This is a genomic window from Amycolatopsis sp. cmx-11-32, from assembly GCF_047608695.1.
Lineage (GTDB): Bacteria > Actinomycetota > Actinomycetes > Mycobacteriales > Pseudonocardiaceae > Amycolatopsis.
Genome location: NZ_JADNQN010000003.1, coordinates 680,281 through 698,267 on the forward strand (window position 1 = coordinate 680,281; position 17,987 = coordinate 698,267).

General features: G+C 68.2%; 17 protein-coding genes and 1 pseudogene. 6 read left to right on the forward strand and 12 right to left on the reverse strand.

Going from position 1 to position 17,987, the window contains the following annotated elements; genetic code table 11:
• Positions 1–66 precede the first annotated feature (66 nt).
• The 3 genes from ACM6LR_RS12005 to ACM6LR_RS12015 form a co-directional block, all read right to left on the reverse strand.
• Complete coding sequence (locus ACM6LR_RS12005) at positions 67–1,476, reverse strand: MFS transporter (RefSeq protein WP_414938610.1); 1,410 nt, start codon at positions 1,474–1,476, stop codon at positions 67–69.
• Positions 1,477–1,919: 443 nt separating this feature from the next.
• The gene (locus ACM6LR_RS12010; RefSeq protein WP_414938609.1) at positions 1,920–2,837 is read right to left on the reverse strand and encodes a LuxR family transcriptional regulator; all 918 of its coding nucleotides are present in this window, start codon (positions 2,835–2,837) and stop codon (positions 1,920–1,922) included.
• A 203-nt stretch (positions 2,838–3,040) separates the two neighbouring features.
• Positions 3,041–4,810, reverse strand: a complete 1,770-nt coding sequence (locus tag ACM6LR_RS12015; RefSeq protein WP_414938608.1) for an alpha/beta hydrolase — start codon at positions 4,808–4,810, stop codon at positions 3,041–3,043.
• Positions 4,811–5,007: 197 nt separating this feature from the next.
• On the opposite strand from ACM6LR_RS12015, the pseudogene ACM6LR_RS12020 reads away from it, so the two are divergent.
• A pseudogene (locus ACM6LR_RS12020) lies at positions 5,008–5,265 on the forward strand (hypothetical protein); the annotation flags it as partial.
• Positions 5,266–5,289: 24 nt separating this feature from the next.
• Here ACM6LR_RS12020 and ppk2 read toward each other — a convergent pair.
• The 4 genes from ppk2 to ACM6LR_RS12040 all read right to left on the reverse strand — a co-directional run bounded on the left by ppk2 (position 5,290) and on the right by ACM6LR_RS12040 (position 8,805).
• Positions 5,290–6,297 (reverse strand): polyphosphate kinase 2, encoded by a 1,008-nt coding sequence (ppk2, locus tag ACM6LR_RS12025; RefSeq protein ID WP_414943804.1) that lies wholly within the window; start codon positions 6,295–6,297, stop codon positions 5,290–5,292.
• 8 nt (positions 6,298–6,305) lie between these two features.
• On the reverse strand, positions 6,306–6,923 hold the full coding sequence (locus ACM6LR_RS12030) for a LysE family translocator (protein WP_414938607.1): 618 nt from the start codon (positions 6,921–6,923) through the stop codon (positions 6,306–6,308).
• Positions 6,924–7,015: 92 nt separating this feature from the next.
• On the reverse strand, positions 7,016–7,918 hold the full coding sequence (locus ACM6LR_RS12035; RefSeq protein ID WP_414938606.1) for a serine hydrolase: 903 nt from the start codon (positions 7,916–7,918) through the stop codon (positions 7,016–7,018).
• The gene (locus tag ACM6LR_RS12040) at positions 7,915–8,805 is read right to left on the reverse strand and encodes a LysR family transcriptional regulator (protein WP_414938605.1); all 891 of its coding nucleotides are present in this window, start codon (positions 8,803–8,805) and stop codon (positions 7,915–7,917) included. Before ACM6LR_RS12040 ends, ACM6LR_RS12035 begins: the two co-directional genes overlap by 4 nt.
• Before the next feature lie 103 nt (positions 8,806–8,908).
• Here ACM6LR_RS12040 and bla point away from each other — a divergent pair, with 103 nt between their 5' ends.
• Positions 8,909–9,808 (forward strand): class A beta-lactamase, encoded by a 900-nt coding sequence (gene bla, locus ACM6LR_RS12045; protein WP_414938604.1) that lies wholly within the window; start codon positions 8,909–8,911, stop codon positions 9,806–9,808.
• A 58-nt stretch (positions 9,809–9,866) separates the two neighbouring features.
• Here bla and ACM6LR_RS12050 read toward each other — a convergent pair whose 3' ends face one another.
• Positions 9,867–11,741 carry a Calx-beta domain-containing protein gene (locus tag ACM6LR_RS12050; RefSeq protein ID WP_414943752.1) on the reverse strand — a complete coding sequence of 625 codons (1,875 nt, stop codon included), beginning with the start codon at positions 11,739–11,741 and terminating at the stop codon, positions 9,867–9,869.
• Between the two features lie 133 nt (positions 11,742–11,874).
• Positions 11,875–12,312, reverse strand: a complete 438-nt coding sequence (locus ACM6LR_RS12055) for a hypothetical protein (protein WP_414938602.1) — start codon at positions 12,310–12,312, stop codon at positions 11,875–11,877.
• 313 nt (positions 12,313–12,625) lie between these two features.
• Between ACM6LR_RS12055 and ACM6LR_RS12060 the strand changes: the two genes are divergently transcribed.
• The gene (locus ACM6LR_RS12060; RefSeq protein ID WP_414943753.1) at positions 12,626–12,817 is read left to right on the forward strand and encodes a hypothetical protein; all 192 of its coding nucleotides are present in this window, start codon (positions 12,626–12,628) and stop codon (positions 12,815–12,817) included.
• Between the two features lie 8 nt (positions 12,818–12,825).
• Here the strand turns inward: ACM6LR_RS12060 and ACM6LR_RS12065 are convergent, their stop codons facing one another.
• Genes ACM6LR_RS12065 through ACM6LR_RS12075 form a run of 3 tightly spaced genes read right to left on the reverse strand, consistent with a single transcriptional unit; the run spans position 12,826 to position 15,187 of the window.
• Complete coding sequence (locus tag ACM6LR_RS12065; RefSeq protein ID WP_414938600.1) at positions 12,826–13,167, reverse strand: STAS domain-containing protein; 342 nt, start codon at positions 13,165–13,167, stop codon at positions 12,826–12,828.
• Positions 13,164–14,390, reverse strand: coding sequence for a PP2C family protein-serine/threonine phosphatase (locus ACM6LR_RS12070; RefSeq protein ID WP_414943754.1), 1,227 nt, complete (start codon positions 14,388–14,390; stop codon positions 13,164–13,166). The genes ACM6LR_RS12065 and ACM6LR_RS12070 overlap by 4 nt, the downstream gene beginning before the upstream one ends.
• On the reverse strand, positions 14,387–15,187 hold the full coding sequence (locus ACM6LR_RS12075; protein ID WP_414943755.1) for an alpha/beta fold hydrolase: 801 nt from the start codon (positions 15,185–15,187) through the stop codon (positions 14,387–14,389). The genes ACM6LR_RS12070 and ACM6LR_RS12075 overlap by 4 nt, the downstream gene beginning before the upstream one ends.
• A gap of 121 nt (positions 15,188–15,308) precedes the next feature.
• On the opposite strand from ACM6LR_RS12075, the gene ACM6LR_RS12080 reads away from it, so the two are divergent.
• The 3 genes from ACM6LR_RS12080 (at position 15,309) to ACM6LR_RS12090 (ending at position 17,382) form a co-directional block, all read left to right on the forward strand.
• Positions 15,309–15,704, forward strand: coding sequence for an ATP-binding protein (locus tag ACM6LR_RS12080; RefSeq protein ID WP_414938597.1), 396 nt, complete (start codon positions 15,309–15,311; stop codon positions 15,702–15,704).
• Between the two features lie 131 nt (positions 15,705–15,835).
• Entirely contained in the window at positions 15,836–16,537 is a 702-nt protein-coding gene (locus ACM6LR_RS12085) for a S66 peptidase family protein (RefSeq protein ID WP_414938596.1), read from the forward strand.
• Between the two features lie 488 nt (positions 16,538–17,025).
• Positions 17,026–17,382, forward strand: a complete 357-nt coding sequence (locus ACM6LR_RS12090) for a hypothetical protein (protein WP_414938595.1) — start codon at positions 17,026–17,028, stop codon at positions 17,380–17,382.
• The last annotated feature ends 605 nt before the right edge of the window (positions 17,383–17,987 follow it).

Genomic DNA, 17,987 nt, shown 5'->3' on the forward strand with positions numbered 1-17,987 from the left:
GTATGGATCGGCCGGGAAGAGTGTCAATGAAAGGAGTACGAAACGCTGATGCCGGTGCGGTCATGCTCACCGGGAAGAGAGAAACGGGTCACCCCGCTTGTCACTTCGGGACGGACTTTGCCCCGTCCGGCCGCTCAGCAGTCGAAACGCGAGGATCGCGCCGACGAGTTGCAGCGCCGCCGCGGTCAGCAGGCCCGCTGTATACCCACTGGCCAAGGCGGGTGCGGGACCTTCGTCGAGCTTCGCCGTGCGCACCACCGTCAGCACGGCCCCGATCAGCGCGACCCCCAGCGCGCTCGACAGTTCACGAGACGCGGTGAGCAGGCCCGAAGCGGTACCGGCGTGCTTCCCCGCCACGACTTCCAGCGCATGCGAGGTCAGCGGCGTGGTCAGCGCGGATCCGGCGCCGATGAGCACCAGTCCGGGAATCCTCGGGAGCACCTCCGGGACGTGGTTGACCGCGGCGACCGCCAGCAGTCCCGCGGCGACCGTGGCCAACCCCACCGCGACAGTCCGATGTGGACCGAATCGCGGCACCGCCCAGGGCACCAGCGGGGTCGCGGCGACGACCGCGACCGCCACCGCGACCAGCGGCAATCCGGCGAGCATCGGCCCGAGCCCGAGGGATTCCTGGTGCAGCAACGGGGTGAAGAAGAAGACCCCCGAGACGCCCAGTCCCCACAGCAACTGCACGATGAGCGAGCCGGTGAAGACCCGATGACCGGTCAGTTCCGCGGGCACCAGCCGCTCGCGCGCGTGTCTTTCCTTGCGCACGAACCAGATCGCCAAGCCCGTCCCGGCTGCGCCGAACGCCGCGGGCAGCACCGCGCCGCCCTCGCCCAGTTCCACCACCGCCGCGGTGACCAGGACCATCCCGGCGGTCACCACCAGCATCGACAGCGCGGCGGGCCGTGCTCTCGATCCCCGATCACGACCGGTGGTGTCGACCGTGCGCAGCAGGACCAGCATCGCCGCCACGAACGGGAGATTGACGAAGAAGATCCAGCCCCAGCCCAGGTACTCGCTCAGCACGCCGCCGAGTGTCGGGCCGAGTGCCAGCGCGACCGCGAGGCAGGCCGTCCACACCGTCGCGCCGAGGGCCCGTCCTCGCGCGTCGAGATTCGTCCGCAGCAGACTGAGCAGGGCCGGGACCAGGAACGCCGCGGCGGCGCCCTGCAGCACCCGCGCGGAGATGACGAGCCACGCCGTCGTGGCCAGCCCGCCGGCGGCCGCTCCGGCGCCGAACGCGAGCAGCCCGGCCCGCAGGGTCGCGGCCTGCCCCCAGCGGTCGACCAGCGTGCCCGCCACCGGCAGCAGGCCGGCGAACGGGAGCATGTACCCGATGCTCACCCATTGCAGAGCGGGCAGATCGAGGTCGAGGTCGCGGGCGAGCGAGGGCGCGCCCGCCGCGACGATCGTGTTGTCGAGGGTGGTGACGAACGCCCCGAGCGCGATCATGACCAGCGTCGGAATCATTTCTCACCTCGCGAGTAATAATGACGGTCAAAACCGTCTTTACCACTCACGACACCATCACCCTTACTCGAGTGATAACTCCTGCTTTCCCCTTTGATGTCCCCGCGACAGAACCTCACGAATGTGAGCCCGGTTGTTGCCAACTTCCTCACGCGAGTGAGTACATCTCGTTCGCGTACGTCGTCGTGCGGCAAGGAGTGACCATGACCCTGGAGGAGATTCAGCAGGCCGTCCCCGAGTACGCCAAACCACCGGACGGGACGATCCGTGAGAGGCGGTCAGCGTTGGTCGACGGCAGGCCCGTGAAGGTCGCCTTCCCTACCTCGCCTACCGGGCGTGGGGAGCGGATCACCCACAACCTCGCCGCGCGAAGGGGACTTCCCGCATGGCATGCGGGGAAAGTCCCCTTCACCCCGCACAGGCAGGGCAACGCCACCAGCGACTCAGAGCCAGCCAAGACGTGACGCCTGTGCTCCCAGCTGGAACCTGGTCTGCGCGCCCAGCAACTGCTGCAGACGGCTGATCCGCCGGAGCACCGTGCGCTCGCTGACGCCGAGTTCGCGCGCGATCGCCTCGTCGGTCAGGCCGCCGCTCAACAACGCGAGTAGCCGACGAGTGGCGAGCGTCGGTTCCCGCGCCGCTTCCGCGCCGTCCGGCCCGCCTGCCCGGACCGGCACGGCCAACCGCCAGAACGATTCGAACAGCTCGATCAGCGCGCACAGCAGCATCGACGGATGGATCAGCAACGCCAGCACGTCGCCGGCGTCGGAGTTCGGGACGGCGATCAGCGCCCGGTTGCTGTCGGCGATCACCAGTTTCAAGGGCAGCCTGAGGAACACCCTTGCCTGCTCCCCGAGGGCGATACTCGACTGCACGTGGGCGAAGCCGTCGTCGTCCTGGAGCACGGCCGAGTCGTAGACGACGCGGTAGCCGATGCCGCGCGCCATCGAACCCGGTTGCACCGTGCTCACCTCGGATTTCGGGCTCATGTAGGACCCTGGATCCAGCGCGACGATGTCCACGCCCGCCTGGGTCTGCATGGCCTCGAACGTGGCGATCACCTCGTCGCGGCTGTGCAGCACCTCGACGAAGTCCGCGTCCCGGCCGGTCCGCAGGGAGTAGGCGGCGCCGAGGACCTCGGCCGCTTCCCGCGCGCGGACGGCGGCGGCCTCGTGCTGCGCGGCGAACGCCGAGAGCGCCGCCCGTGGCGGGCGCACCTCGACCCCGGCCGCACCGGCTCGGACCAGGCCGAACCGTTCCAGTTCGGTCAGCTCGGCACCGGGCGTGATCGGGTGCCCGTCCAGCAGGGCCCGGTACAGCTGCTCCGCCTCCATCGACAGGCCCCGCGACTCGGCCGGCATGACGCTTTCTCCTCCCCCACCCGGGATTGACGCCCTGACATCGATGTCAGGCGTCGCGGTGTCTGCTTCCACTCACCGGTCCTGAGGGAGAAAGCGGCGAGCTCGTGCGCCTGAACCAGTAACGAAAGGATCACAGATGCACGCCGAAGAGGCTCCCGCGAACCGGATCGGGTCGCGGGAGCCTCCGTTCAGCGCTTCGGGGACTAGCTGTTGGCGGGCATCCCGTTCTCGTCGGCCTCCGGCGTGGCGGTGCCTTCGAGCAGCTCACGCACGATCTCGTTCGCCTTGCGCACCTGGGGCGTGATCATCTTGAGCTTGATCTTCCCGTCGTGCCCGAGGTTGCCGCCGACCTCGACCGTCTGGTCCTCCCCCGGCAAGGGCAGCCCCTGGCAGCCGGTGAACTTCTTCTTCGGCGTCAGACCGGTCTGGAAGTAGGCGACGATCGGGTCGTCGACGCAGTCGGTGTTGTACGGGAAGATCCCGTGGCTGCCTTCGTTGTCGACGCTGATCATCTTGGCGCCCGGCAGGCCGTTCGCGGTGGCGAGCGCGCCCTCGTACGGCGTGGCCGCGTCGAGTTCGGTCTGCGCGATCAGCAACTTCGGGAACGTCTTCCGGTCCGGCGCCGGTTTGGCGTTGGTGGTCGGCCAGAACGCGCACAGCGGCGCGCCCGAAAGGGCCATGATCGGCGCGATGAACGGCGCGTTCACGGTCAGGTCGGCCTGCCAGTAGTTCCAGTAGTGCAGATTCTGGTTCCACTGGCCGTCCTGGCAGCGGATCGCCTCGAACGCGGCGTCCCAGGTCTCGACTTCGGCACCGCCCTGGTAGGAGGCCTTGCGTTCGACCGAGTCCTTCTTCGCGATGGCCTCCAGCGCGTTCTTCTTGCCCTTGGCCAGGAACGCCTTGTTCGCGTCCGTCAGCCCGGGCGTGGTCAGCGCCTCGGCGACGACCTGCTCGAGCTTCTCCGCGTCGGTCCCGGCGGGAGCGGGCTTCTTGGCCAGCGCGGCCACCATGGAGGCGGCCGACGGGTACTGGTTGGTGTTGTACATCGCGGGGATGATGAACCAGGCGGCGTAGAGCATGCCCGTGAACTCCCGGGTGCCGCCCGCCTTCTCCCAGTTGCGGCGGATCTCCAGCGGGTCGGTGCCCGTCTTGTATTTGGCGTCGTTGCGCGCCATGTAGGGCAGCAGCGCTTCCTGGAACTGGCGGTCACGGCTGCGCGGCTGCAGGTCCCAGGTCTTCTCCAGCGTCGAGCGGCTCGCGTCGGTCGACGAGTCCAGCAGGAACCGGTGCGCCTTGCCAGGGAACGTCGTGGCGTACCAGGTGCCGAGCCACGTGCCGTACGAGTAACCGATGTAGCTGGTCTTCTTCTCGCCGAGCAGCACCCGGATGAAGTCCATGTCGTACGCGGTCTGCTCAGTGTTGATGAACTTCGTCAGCGGGTTCTCGAGGCAGCCCGCGACCTTCGCCCGGCTGATCACGTTCTGATCCGTGCTGTCCGGAACGGTGTAGCTGCAGGTCAGCGGCGTGCTCAAGCCGACGCCGCGGGGATCGAAGCCGACGAAGTCGTACTGCGAGGCCAGCACGGGGCTGCGCATCGCCATCGCGGCACCCCACGGCAGGCCTTCCCCGCCGGGTCCGCCGGGGTTGACCAGCGCGATGCCCTGCCTGCCCGTGCCGGGATAGGCGGTCGCGGTCTTGGAGACGCGGACGCCGATGGTGTTGCCGTCCTGCGGGTTGTGCCAGTCACGCGGCACTTGGATGGTGGCGCAGGCGAGACCCTTGACCTTCTTCAGTTCGGCTTCCGTCGCCGGGGCGACCGAGGGGAACGAACACTCACCCCAGGCCACCGCCTGCTTGGTCAGCGCGCCGGCGAGCGCCGCGGTGTCCGGGTCGGCCTTGGCGGCGGGTGCCGCACCCGCGGCAGGGGCCAGCCCCAGGCCCGAGGCCAGGAAGGCACCGGCGATCACCGCCACCGTGCCTCTCCGCGTCTTTCTCGTACTACTGATCACCATGATCCCTTTCGACAGGAGCCCCCGACGTCCGTACGAGAAGTAAAGACAGGTGATCAGCACTCCTACACGGCCGCAAGCTGGCGGATACCCGACATGGCGGGATCCCGACACCGACGGCGCGACCAGCGTAACGACTCCGGATCATTCGCGACCTGTGGGTGTGTCCGCGACCGATCTCAGCACCGTGTCCTTCCCCGGGTGGGCCGTGCCCACCTCCCCGCGCGGGGAAGCCGTCGCGCGGCGGACGCTGGCTTGGGGATCCGGCCGCGGTCTTGCGGCCGGACCGGCACAACCTGATCCCAGGGCTCGGACCGTCCTTCTTCACGAAGTTCCCGTATTCCGCCGGCGGCGGAGCACCGGAGCATCCCTGCCTGGTCCTCGACCGGGTGGTCGCCTCCGCCCTGCGCGAATTCGGGTGGGAGTCCCTCCCAGGCCCAGGGTCAGTCGGGATGCAGCCCAGGACCGGAGTCCACCGGTTGCGCGATCGGAGTCGGACTGAGCGACGCTTCGTCCTCGCCCTCCTCCAGGAGGGTCGCCGCGGCGCCGACCACCTTCAGATCCGGCTCGCCGACGGTGTCCTCGTCCTTGTCTGCGTAGTTCACCCGCGCGAGCACGCTGCGCATCGCCTCGACGCGGGCACGTTTCTTGTCGTTGCTCTTGACCACCGTCCACGGCGCGATCTCCGTGTCGGTGGATCGGAACATCGCGACCTTCGCCTTGGTATAGGAGTCCCAGCGGCCGAGTGACTTGATGTCGTTGGAACTGAGCTTCCACTGGCGCACCGGGTCGACCTGCCGGATGAGGAACCGGGTCCGCTGCTCGGATTTCGACACGGAGAACCACAGCTTCACCAAGATGATCCCGTCGTCGACGAGCATCCGCTCGAACGTCGGGGCCTGCCGCATGAACCGCTCGTACTGCTCGTCGGTGCAGTACTCCATCACCCGTTCGACGCCGGCACGGTTGTACCAGGACCGGTCGAACAGCACGATCTCGCCTTCCGTGGGCAGATGGTTCACGTAGCGCTGGAAGTACCATTCGCCCTGCTCGCGTTCGGTGGGTTTGCTCAGCGCCACCGCCCTCGCGCCGCGCGGGTTGAGATGTTCGGTGAACCGTTTGATGGTGCCGCCCTTGCCCGCCGCGTCCCGGCCTTCGAACAGGATGACCATGCGGCCGCCGGTCTCCTTGATCCAGTACTGCAGTTTCAGCAGTTCGATCTGCAGCGACCTCTTCACCACCTCGTACTCGTCGCGGGTCATCCGCGACGGGTACGGATAGTTCTCCCGCCAGGTGTCGATCGGGGAACCGTCCGGGCGGCGCAGGATCGGATCGTCGGCGTCCTCGTAGTCGACGACGAGACGCTGGTCCCGCAGTTCCGGGAAGTGCGCGGCGAGATCAGGCGATGGGTCGAGCACAAGCCGCTGATACCCGTGGCGGCCGTCCCGCAAACGCGGTGTCAACTCGTGGCCGCCAGCGCGCCACCGAGTCCGACGAGCGCGGTGCCGGTGACCCGGTCGAGCACCTTGCGCGGGCCACTCCTGCGCATGAGACCCGACAACCGCGCGGTGAGCAGCACGAACAGCCCCCACCACAGGACACCAAGGCCGATGTCCAGCAGGCCGAGGGTCAGCACCTGCGGGGTCGCCGCGGCCTCGCGGTCGATGAACTGCGGCAACACACTCACGAAGAACAAAGCGGCCTTCGGATTGAGCACGTTGGCGAGGAAGGCCTGGCGGAACACCCGCCGCGGCAAGGACTCTTCCGCTTCAGGTGCTGGGGAACCGCAGTCGTGCCAAGACCTCCACAGCGCCTGCGCTCCCAGGTAGACGAGGTAGGCCGCGCCGACGATCTTGAGGACGGTGAAGGCGACGGCACTGTGCAGCAGCACAGCCGAGACGCCGAACACCGCGGCGGCCATGTGCACGGCGAGACCGCACTGCACACCGGCGGCCGCCACGAGTCCAGCCGAGCGGCTCCGGACCGACTGGCGAAGGATCACCACCCAGTCCGGGCCGGGGATCACGTAGGCGACCATGACGACACCGGCGAACACCGCCAGGGTTCCCGCGCTCATCGACACTCCCCTTCCGCAGGCCTCGGCCTTCGAGGTGCCCAGAGCCGGACTCGATCAATCACGGAACCCTTCACGAGAAGGTGCCAACGAAGTCAGCCGGCGCGCAGGTGATCACGCAGCGCTCGTGCCACGCGGGCCATCAGGACCTCGGCCTCCGGCTGGATCGCCGCGGGCACCCGGGATTCGGTCAGCGCGGCGATCGCGAAGAGTCCTCCGTCGGCGTGTTCGACCACCCCGACCTCGTGCCGCATGTTCAGCAGGGTGCCCGTCTTGGACGACCAGGTCGTGGCATCGGAGACGAAGTCGGGGCTCAGCCGCTGGCGCAACAGGTTGAGCCCCATCAGCTCCCGCACCCTCGCCGCCACCCCTTCGTCCACTTTGGACGGCTTCCACAGCGCTTCGAGCAGGCCGACGAACGCGCGGGCCGAGCCGGAACTCGCACGGGTGATGTCGAGCTGGGGAACGGGATGTCCTTGTCCCACGGTGCCCGCGCTGATCGCGAGGGCGTGCGCGAGGTGGACGTCCGCGGGATCGAAGCGTTCCGCGGGCGTGTCGCTGAGGTCCGCCGCCGGATGCCGCGCGGAGATCCCGGCGACGCCCCATTCGCGCGTCATCCTGGTGACTTCGGTGGGCGGTGTCAGCGAGAAGAGCGTGTCGGCCGCGGTTTCGTCGCTGATGGCCATGGTGAGGTAGAGCAGGTCGTCGATCGCGACCCTGGCCGGATGCCGGAACCGGGTCAGCCCGGTCGGCCCTGGCGCGGTGGCCCGGCCCGGCTGGACGTCGATCGCCGCCGAACCGTCCAGTTCGCCCAGCCGCATCCGCTCCAGGGTCACCGCGGCGAGCGGGACCTTCACCAACGAGGCGCTCGGGAACACCAAATCGGGATCGATGCCGATCTCGTGGCCGGTCCGCAGGTCACGCACCAGGAACGAGCCCCGCAGGCCGCCGTCGTCGAGTTCCGCGCGCAACCGCAGGAGCAGCGTTTCCGTGGTCAAGTCGTCTCCTCGGTCTCTTCCGCGCCGAGACACCGGGCGATGTCAGGCCACAATCGTGCACGCAGCCGCTGTGCGTCCTCGCCGAGCCCCGCCGTGATCTCGAAGCCGCGAGCGAGCCGGATCTCGCCGATGGGCAGCCAGTTCAGCCCGAGTTCGGTGGCCTGGGCCGTCGAACACACCAGCAGATCGGCCGAACCGAACACGGCCGCCGCGGCGGCGGTGAGCGCATCGGCGACGGCGACCTGTGCCGGCCGCAGTCCCACCGAGTCGCGCACGCGGAACAGGCGGTCGCGGATATGCGGGACGTCGTCCTCGGGCTGGATCCAGACCCGGCGCGGCGGGCGGCCGGATCGGCCGACCCGCAGCGTTTCCAGGTGGAAGGAGCCCGACGGCTGCCTGGTCCCACCGGCGACTCCCAGGGGGACCTTCCACGTGCCCTCTTCGGCGGGGACGGCCGTGAGCGCGGCCCGGACCTCTTGAGTGCGCACGAGTTCCGCTCGTTCCCGCGGCGCGGCCCGCCGGAATTCCAGGAAGACGTCGAGTGTCCGTGCCGCCGCGTCGAGTTCGGCGAGTTCGCGGGTCGTGCAGGTTTCCGGCACCGCGAGCCGCATCGGCCGGAGTTTGGCGCGTTGCGCGTCGTGCTCCATCGCGTCGGCCAGGGTCACCAGGCGTTTCGCCGACGGCAGCATGTCCTGGCCGAACGGCGTCAGCAGGGCGCGACGGGTGGTGCGGTCGAACAGCCGCTCGCCGAAATGCCGTTCGAGGGCGGCGATGCGACGGCTCGCCACAGGTTGGGGAATACGCGCGATGGCGGCTCCCGCGGTGAAGGAGCCGGCCTCACTGACGCTCACGAAGGCCCGGCAGCTGCCGATCAGGTCCACGACCACATACTATGCGTGAATCGCATGGAACCGGTCTTTCGTGTCTTGGACAGCATGGACGGTCATGGACAGACTGCGGGCATCGAACGATCTTGAAAGGAAGTCACCCATGCCCGTCATCTCCCGCCGCTGGACAGGCCGAGCCGCTCTCCTGGCGCTCTCGGTCGTATCCCTCGCCGCGTGTTCCACCCCCGCCCCGGCGCAGCCGCCCGTCACCACCCCCGTCGCGACGGCAGGACGAGCTGACTTCGAGCAGCTCGAGCGTGCCTTCGGCGCCCGGCTCGGGCTGTACGCGGTGGACACCGCGACCGGCCGCGAGGTCGCCTTCCGCGCCGACGAGAGGTTCGCCTACGCCTCGACGCACAAGGCGTTCAGCGCCGGCGGTGTCCTGCAGCGGACCCCGGTCGCGGACCTGGACCGGACGGTGACCTACAGCAGGCAGGACCTGGTCTCCGACTCACCGGTCACGGAGAAGCACGTCGACACCGGCATGCCACTGCGCGACGTCATCGACGCCACCCTTCGCTACAGCGACAACACCGGCGGCAACCTGCTCTTCCGTGAACTCGGCGGTCCCGCGGGCCTCGCCGCGGTGCTGCACGGGATCGGCGACACCACCACTCACGTCGACCGGATCGAGCCCGAACTGAACGACACCACTCCGGGCGACATCCGGGACACCAGCACGCCTCGCGCCCTCGCCGTGAGCCTCCGCGCCTTCGCCCTCGGCAATGCCCTTCCCGAGGACAAGCGCAAGATCCTCGTCGACATCATGCGCGCCAACACCACCGGCGACCCGAACATCCGCGCCGGAGTCCCTGGCTGGCCGGTCGCCGACAAGACGGGAACCGCGAGCTACGGGACACGCAACGACATCGGCGTCGTCTGGCCGCCGGACCGGGCTCCGATCGTCATCTCGGTGCTGACCGACCGGGCCACCAAGGACGCCCAGATCGACAACAAGCTGCTCGCACAGGCGACGGCGGCAGCGGTGAAAGCTCTTTCCTAGACAACTGGGTACCGGCCGGGGTGGAGAGATTCTGTCCACCCCGGCCGGGTTCACCGGATCAGCGCCGGCAGGGGTTGCCCGCCGGGTGCGCGGCGGTGCCGTGCACGTCGGCCTGGGATTCCGCGAGCACGATCTTCGCGAGCGCGGTGTCCAGTGCGACGGCCTGCTGCTTGACGACGCCGTTCGCCACGGTCTGGCCGTTGAGCTTCAACGAGCCGATGACCAGTGGGATGGTCAGCGGCGCCGAGCCCACCGTGATCGCCTGACCGTTGATCTTCAGCGAGGCGACGTTCGAATTACCCGCCAGCACCGGGGCGAGTCCGCCCGGCGCGGGCTGACAGGTCGCCGTGGCCTGCGACTGGATCACGCCGAGCTCGATGTTCAGCCCGAGGGTGCTGATCACCGTCTTGTCGATCTTCGCCGACGCCAGCGCGCGATCGCCCGCGGCGGGCGCGACCGACTGGTTGTCCGGCGTGAGATCGGTCGACGCGGTCAGCACCTGGGTTTCGACCTTGATCAGGCCGGCGTTGAGCGTCGCGGCGGCGACGGTGCTGAAGTCGTCGGCACAGGGCAGGTTCGCCGGGTTGGCCTGCGCCGCGACCACGCCGACAACGTTCGCCGCGGTGCCCGTGCAGGAGAAGACGCCGTCACGGTCGTCGTCGAGGATCGTGCCGACACCGGTCGGATCGACGAGGCCCGCGCCCGACGGGGCCGAGAGGTTCACCGTGAACGTCTCGTTCGGCTCGTCGACGGTGTCCGGGACGACCTGGACGGTCACCGGTTTGACCGTCTCACCGGGAGCGAAGGTGACCGTGCCACCCGCCGTCAAGTAGTCGGCGGGCGCCGTCGCTGTGCCGTTGGCCGTCGAGTACTGGACCGTCACCGGGTTCGGGCTCGGGCCGCCGAGCAGCGACACCGTGAAGGTCGCCGGTACCGGCGCGCCACCCGAGCCTTCGTCGACCGTCACGTCGTTGATGCTCAAGCCGAGCACGCGCACGGTCGTGGTCTCGATGTAACCACGCGAAACGCCGTCGACCTGATAGTCGACCACGCACTGGTACGTGCCGGGAGCGGCACTCGCCGACGCCGTGATCTTCTCGGTGAACGTGGCGACGTCGCCGCTGGCCACCTTGACGCTGCCGGGGGCGTTGGTGACCGTGAGCTGCGGATCGCAGCTGGTCACCGTCGGGGTCACCGTGACCTCGATGGCCTTGATGCCGTCCAGGATGGCCTGGGAGACCTGGCCGGCGGGCACGTTGTTCAGCAGCACCCCACCGGTGGCCGAGGTGATGGCGCTGGCCTGTCCGGTGGCGTCGAGACCCCCGACGTTGACGGCGACCACACTGATCTTCGCCGCCTGCAGCGCCGCGATGGTCTGTGCCAAGTTGTGCCCGCCGCTCGGATCGTGCGACGGCGCGTCGCCGAACCACGCGATGATGCGGGTGCCGTCCGGCCGGAAGGTGACCGCGCCGGTGGCCAGCTGGTACAGAGCGTTCAGGTTCGCCTCCGGCGTGTCCCCGCCGCCCGAAGCCGCCCACTGGTTGATTCCGGTCTGGACCGCGGTGGTGTCACCGGTGATGCCCTGGTTGACCTTGAACGGCACCGAGTCGGTGAAATCCTTGTACTCGGCGACGCCGAACTGTGCGGTCGGCTGCGCGGCGAGCACATCACCGGTGATGGTGCCGGCGTTCGCCTTCACGTTGCCGATCGGGCCGCCCATGCTGCCCGTGGTGTCCGCGAGCAGGACGAGATCGGGGTTCGGCGGCACGGCCGAGGTCGTCACGTTCTTGGTCACGGTGGTGCTCTGCCCCGCGTTGAGGGTCAGGTCGAGCGTGGCCGGGTCGACCCCCGGTGGGGCCGCGGCGGCGACCGCGGTGGACGCGAACACCGCCGTGACGGCGGTCAGAACGACGAGCAGTGGTCTTCGTGACATGGACTTCCCTTTCGAGAACCGGCGACGGCCGGAATTGCGGTGGGTTCTGGGAAAGACGGAATACCCGCCATTTCGTTAGCGCCTGGGCCGGATGTCACCCAGAGCGCCCCCTGTCAAGACGCTCAACGGGCGGTCACCGCGAATCCGGGCTACGCGGACCATGTCCGCATTGCGCCATCCAGCCGAACGACCTTCGACGCCTCTCACTCTTCAGTGTGAGAGGCGTCGAAGGTCTTATGTTTTCCGTGAACATCTCGCCGGGCGAAAATCGGCTTCGACCGACTTTCACCGGCGAATGTTCACCGAATGTCGTAACCTCGCCCGGTCCGCCGATACCGTGATGAGACATCCGGCTCGGCCAGTGAATACAGCGGACCTCCCCGTCATCGAGCCGGACGTACTTCGCCGGGCCACCGTTGTTGCCGTAGATCGGTTGCGTATGGATATCGGCCAACCTGGCCAGTTTGGCAGGGAACACAGTGCTGGGTTGATAATCAGCCCCGCCGTCGATCCACTTCACGGGGTGGGAGATTTTCTCCCAGTTCGCCGGTTTCCGGACCTCGATACCCACGTTCGCCTCGCCGTTGACCGGATCCGCGTGGATGGTGACGGAGCAATTCGATCGATTCGACGGGAACGCTGAGCGATTCGGCGATCCTCATCGCCGACCAGCCGTGCTCGGCGACGCCCAGAAATGCCTCAGGTGAGCGTTTCACCCACCCGCACTGCTCGAAGCGTTTGACCACATTGGACAGACGAGAGAGCGAACCGTTGGCGAGGTGGGCCAGTTCACTCATCCGCCGCCGACGAGATCGTCAAGGCCTTCGAGAACGTCGAACGGACCCTCGCCACCGCGGGCGCCACCTGGCGCGACGTCATTCGCCGTGAACTCCTACCACGTCCCGGACTCCCCCGAGACCATCGGCGAGGCCCACAACCGCGTGATGGTCGAGCAGTTCCGCGAACGGATGGGCGATCGCGCGCCCCTCTGGACCGAGATCGGCGTCCCGGCCGTTGGCGCGCCCGGGATGCGGGTGGAGATCCGGGTGACCGCGATCGCCGGGTGGGAGGACTGACGCCGACCTCAAGCTTTTTCGGCGCTCTCGACGGAGCGGTAGACAGGGAGGACGTCCGTGAGGCCGGTGCTGCTCAAGCTCCGCAGCAGGTTCTCCGGCGGGTTCACCAGCGCGATCGCGGCGCTCGCGGCGACGGCGAGGTTCCGGGCGGCCAGCAAAGCGGAAATCCCGCTGGAATCGCAGAAGGTCACCGCGGACAAGTCGATGATCAACGACTGTCCACTTGGGACGATCAACGTCCCGATCACCCGGCATGCTTCGGAAGCGGTGACGACGTCGAGTTCGCCGGTGAGTTCCAGCACCGTCGCGGCCCGAGTGACGCGGATGGCGATGCCGAGCGCGCCGGTCACCGCCGGATCCTGGTGACGTCGGGGACTCCGAGCGCGAAGAGTGCGGTGTCGTCCTCCACCCCGTCGCCGAAACCGGCGAGCAGAACAGCCAGCGCGTCGACAGTCTCCTTCGCGCCGACCGGGCCGAGGGCCGCGAGGAACTCCAGAAGACGCTCCTCGCTGTAGCGTTCCCGGCCGTTCGTGGGGCGCGCTTCGAGGAGGCCGTCGCTGTAGAGAAGCAGGACGTCACCGGGCGTCAGCCGCACCGTGGTCTCCACGAAACGCGCACCGGGGATGGCGCCGATGAGCATTCCGCCGTAGGTGTCGACGAACTCGACGGAACCGTCCGCGCGGAGCAGCACCGCCGGAGGGTGTCCGCCACTGGCCAAGGTGACGGCACAGCCGTCGGGGCCTGGGCTGAGCGAGCCGTACACGGCGGTGCAGAACCGCGGATCGCCGCCCTGGAACTCCTGGTGCAGCACGGTGTTGAGGTTCTCGAGCACCGCGACGGGATCCGGGTCGTAGACGGCGGCCGAGCGCATCGTGTAGCGGGCAAGGGATGTCACCGCGGCCGCCACGGCGCCCTTGCCGGAAACGTCGCCGAGAAAGAAGCCCCAGTTGTCGCCGGTGAGCGGGAACAGGTCGTAGAAGTCTCCACCGACCTCGTCGGCCGAGGCCGGGTGGTAGTAGGCGGCCGTCTCCAACCCCGGCACGGTCATCAGCACCGGCGGCAGCAGCGTGCGCTGCAGGGTGGACGCGAGTTTCCGCGCCCGGTCGCGTTCGTGATCGGCCTGCCGGCGCGCGCGCAGCAGTTCCTGTTCGTAGGCGCGGCGCTCCCGTGCGTCGAAGACGACGACGCGGATCAGCTGGGCCGTACCGTCCGCGCCGGTCTTGACCGTCGCGGTCACCAGCACCGGGATCCGGGTCCCGTCGGCGCACCGCAGTTCCAGCGCGAGCCCGCCCGCCTCGCCGTGCATCGCCAGCATCGGCGCGACATGGGTCTCGTGATAGATCCGGCCGCCGACGGTCAGCAGGTCGGCGAAGCTCCGCCTGCCGACCAGTTCGTCGCGGTCATGGCCGAGCCAGCTCAGCAGGGTGGTGTTGATCTTCGCGATGGTCCCGTCCATCAACGTCGACAGATATCCGCACGGGGCGTTCTCGTACAGATCTTCGGCGCTGTCTTCGAGCAACGACGGGAACGTCATCCCCGTCTTGTTCCCGTCGCCGCTCGTTTCACACATCATGGGGTGCTCATGAACTCCATGATCGCCTTCGCGGTCGCCTCCGGCGCGCTCAGCTGCGGGCAGTGTCCCGTCGCGTCGAGGGTCACCAGCTCGCTGCCGGAGATCTGCCGCTGCACGAAGCGGCCGACCTCCTGCGGGGCGATCGCGTCGCGAGCGGTCTGGATCACGAGCGTCGGGACGGCGACCTTCGCCAGGTCCGCGCGGTTGTCGGACAGAAAGGTGAGGCGGGCGAACACGCGCGCGATCGCGGGATCCGTCCGGCAGAAGCTGTCGGTCAGCTCTACCCCGAGTTCGGGGCGTTCGGGGTTGCCCATGATCACCGGCGCCATGGCCGCCGACCAGCCGAGGTAGTTGGACTCGAGCGATTCGAGCAGTTCGTCGATGTCGGCCCGGCTGAACCCGCCCCGGTAGTCCCCGTCGTCGACGTAGCGGGGCGACGGGGTGAGCAGCACGAGCTTCGCGAACCGCTCGGGCTCCCGGTTCACGGCCAGCACGGCGATCGTCGCCGACACCGAATGCCCGACGAGCACGACGTCGCGCAGGTCCAGCTCTTCGCAGATGTCCAGAACGTCCTCGGCGTAGGCGTCCAGACTCACGTAGCGCTCGGGCGACCAGGCCGTGAAGTCGGATCTACCGGCGCCGATATGGTCGAACAGCACCACGCGGAATCGTTCGGCGAGCGCCGGGACGACGAGCCGCCAGAGGTTTTGGTCACACCCGAAGCCGTGGGCGAGCAGCACGGTCGGCCCGTCGGGCCGGCCGGTCACCACCACGTTGCTCCTGCTTCGCACGTCCACCGACGTATCCTTCCACGCCGGAATCATCCTCGCGGCACGAGTGTGAGCGCCCTCCTGCCTGGGTATTCCTCCGATGCGCCCATGCTCTTGGCCCAGCTGGGAAACCGCTAAGGAGATACGCATGGGTTTTACCGGAACACGCCACGCCTACGAATTCCCCAGCGGTAGCGCCCCTTCGCTGCGAGAAGTCCGGGCGTGGCTCCGCGACCGGCTCGGGGGCGTCGGACGGGGCACCGTGGCCGACACCGAGCTGCTGACCACCGAACTGGTCACCAACGCGCACGAACACGCCAACGGCGTCACCGAACTGAGGGTGTCCGTCCCCTGCGGGCGTGCCGTCGTCCGCGTCGAAGTCGACGACCGCCGCCCACAGCTGAGGCCCCTTCGCGTGGTCAACCGGGATCCGACGAGCCCGCACGGACGGGGACTGGCGCTGGTCGAGGCGATCAGTGCCGATTGGGGCGTGGACACCGGCGCCGGGATCAAAACGGTGTGGGCGGAGATCCCGGTGCTCTGACACGATCGCCGTGTGGACGAGTCGCAGAGCAGCGGACGCCGTGGCCTGGTGGCGCCGAGACCGCGTCCGGGTGACCATGTTCGTTTGGTCTCACCTGCCAGCTTCCCAGCCGTGAGCTCCTCGCGAACTCCGTGGCGGTGCTGGAAAGCTGGGGCCTGATCGCCGAGGTCGGCGTGCACGCGCTCGGCCAGTGGGGATACCTGGCCGGTCGCGACGAGGACCGCCTGTCCGATCTCAACGACGCCTTCCGCTCCCCCGAGGTCCGCGCGGTGATCGCCACCACCGGCGGCGCGGGCGCGTACCGCAGCGCTGATGAAATCGACTTCAACGCGGTCCGGGCCGACCCCAGGCCCCTGGTCGGTTTCAGCGACATCACCTCCCCGCACCTCGCCCTCTGGCGGCACTGCGGCCTGGCGGGAATCCACGGTTTCCTGGCGGGCTCCCGGTCCGCCGCGTCGACCCGGCGGCTGCTGATGAACGGCGCGCCCATCACCCTGCGTCGCGACCCGTTGTTCCTCGAGGTTGAGCGCTCCATCGGCCTCGGCCAGATCGACCGGCAAGTGACCCAGCTGATCCGGTCCGGCTCGCTTCGAGGCGTACGCGGTGTCGCACTCGGCCGGTTCCCCGGTTTCGACGACTACACCGATCGTGGCTGGACCCTCGTCGACGTCCTCACCGATCGCCTGGGCTCGCTGGGTGTCCCGGTGCTCGGCGGCCTCGACGTCGGACGCGGCACGGACCCGCTTTCCGTGCCGCTGGGGCCGCCCGCCGTCCTGAACACGGTCGCGGGCACGCTCACCGTGGCACCGGGCGTGAGTGGTAAGGACGGTTAAAGCGGATCCGTATTCGCCTAGGCCGACGATGTAGGAATTGGGACGTCCATGGTCCCAATTCCTACATCGTCACCAAGCCGCACCGACCCGGACCTTGATCAAGGGAGGATCGAGCACCACCGGGCTGACCGACAGGACGAATTCGGCGGTCGAAAAGCTCATAACGTGACTTTACTCTTGGATCGACGAACTAAAACGGAGCAATGTTCCATGAACATACGGAGCACTGTTCCGTTTTGTCGAACGCCCCTCACCGATCAGGCCGGTCCAGTCGTCAGGGGCGGTGCCGCGATAACCTCGTGCACGACCTCACCGGTTTCCGAGCACCGGACCCAGCCGCGCTCAATTCAGTTCCTGGGCGTGCACTAAGGACCAAGACGGCGGGCGAATTCCTTGTCATACAAGGAGAACCTCGCGCACGTCTTCCGGAAATCAAGAGTACGGGCGTACACTCAAGCACAGGCTAGCCGCGTGGAGGTCGATCCCTGATGGACGTGACAAAAACCTTGAGGTCCGCACTCACCGGGACGACAACGGAGTCGCGGTCCGCGGTCCGTGAGCTGCGTCGGGAGACCGAGGACCTGGTGGCCCGCCGGGCGGGCAAGACGGCGAACCGGGTGACCGAACTGGGCGAGCGCCTCGCCGATCTGGTCCTGGTCTCCGGGAGCAGGATCGCGGGTCTCGCCGATCGACACAGCAAGCCCGTCGGCGAGGGTGTGCGCCGGGAGGCGGGCCGGATCGGTCACTCGCTGGAGCGATTGTCCGCGACGCTGTCGGACCGGGCCATCCTCATCGCCGAAGAACTGCTCGAGCCCGCACCGCCTAGGAAACGCCGTCGGCGATGAGGCCGTGAAGGCCTCCTTCCTACTTTGAGGGTCAGGCCTTGGCGAAGTCGAAATTTTGCAGGTCAGGCGGTTATCCGGACTAGGCATCGCTAGTGCCTGCAAGGGACGAGTGGGGAGGATTCGAGACGTTCAACGTCCGAAATCCTCACCGCTCGGACGGGTGCCGGGATTCCTTGGGGGAGGCATGTCCCTGAACACCTGTGGTGATCAAGCTCTGCAACCGGTGCGACCCCGCGACGATGGAGGAATGGGGACACTCAACGTCCCGATTCCTACATCGTCAGCCCCGCACAGCGACAAATAGCCGCCTGCCCCGCAAGACCTCGACTTTGCCGGGACCCTGACCTAGAGAGTAGTGAAGTAGGCCTTCACGGACTCCCCTCGGCCAGACCACACTTCTCCGGGAGCCGTGACACATCGGTGCCATCGGCACTTCCGTGCCGAGAGGCCGGGTGCCGTGCCGCTCAGCGCGCCCTTCTCCCGTCTTTAGTCGCTATCGACGGCCGTATCCGCTTGCCTAGCATGGCAAAACCGGCATCGGATCCGGCCGGGCGACCCCTGGCGATCCCGCCGCGCCATGAACGGGCGACCCGTCGAATTCCCAT